Raw genomic sequence first — 916 nt, 5'->3', positions numbered from 1 at the left:
TGCACGACCCGGTGTGGTTCCTGTCCCGGCAGTGGCAGATGGGCGAGCACCAGGGCGAGAACGCGACCACGCCGGTGCTCGTGACGTTCTCGGCGTCGTCGTCGCCGGTGCAGCCCGCGCCGGACGACCCGGCCGGCGACCCGACGGTGGTGCCGGCCGAGGCGCTCGTCGAGTCCGAAACGGACAGCTGGTGGACTCTGGGACGGCGGGTGCGAGTGGGTGCTGCGCTGGACCTCGACCCGTCTACTGTGGACCCTGCCTACCTGCTGGTGGATCCGCCGCCGCCGTATGAGGGGCTGGCCGGTGCGCTCGACGGGCTCGCCGCCTGGCGGGATCCCGAGCCGCTGGGGCTCACCGCGACGGACTTCGCTGGGATTCCCGGTGTGCCGCCGTTGCGGTGGGACCCGGCGGAGCTGGTCTACACGGCCGAGTTCCCGGTAGGGGACACGACGCTCGCGCTGCCGCGGCACCGAGGCGGGCGGGTCGACTGGTTCTCCGGCTCCGGCGCAGGGCCGGTGTCGCTCGCCGCGGCGGCCGAACGGCGGGCGTACCCGGTGGCGTTGCACTACCCCGGCGCGCCGAACAGCCGGTGGTGGGAGATTGAGGACGCGGCGGTCGACATCGGCGGCTACCCGCCGGACAGCAGCCACGTCGCGACCACGCTGCTGCTGGAGCTGATTTCGACGCACGGCGACGACTGGTTCCTGTTCCCCGTCGATGCGGCCGCCGGGTCCGTGCTCACGCTGCCCTCGGTGGTTGTGACCGACTCGTTCGGTGACTCGTACGCGGTGGCGCCGCCGCCAGACTGGTACCTGTTCCGGACCTCCGGGCTCTCGCCGTCCTCACTGGTCGTGTGGCTGCGGGCGGTCACGCCCGTCGAGGAGGTACTGCTGGGCCTGGACGAGTACGCGAACCT

The 916-nt window shown here is 72.5% G+C and carries 1 pseudogene; it reads left to right on the top strand.

The features are described from left to right. Positions 1–916: pseudogene (locus ACY45C_RS20000) on the top strand (hypothetical protein); the annotation flags it as partial.

The sequence above is a fragment of the Frankia sp. CcWB2 genome, from assembly GCF_977927585.1.
Note: the sequence above shows the minus strand (reverse complement) of the source record. Positions and strands in the feature narration are given on the sequence as shown.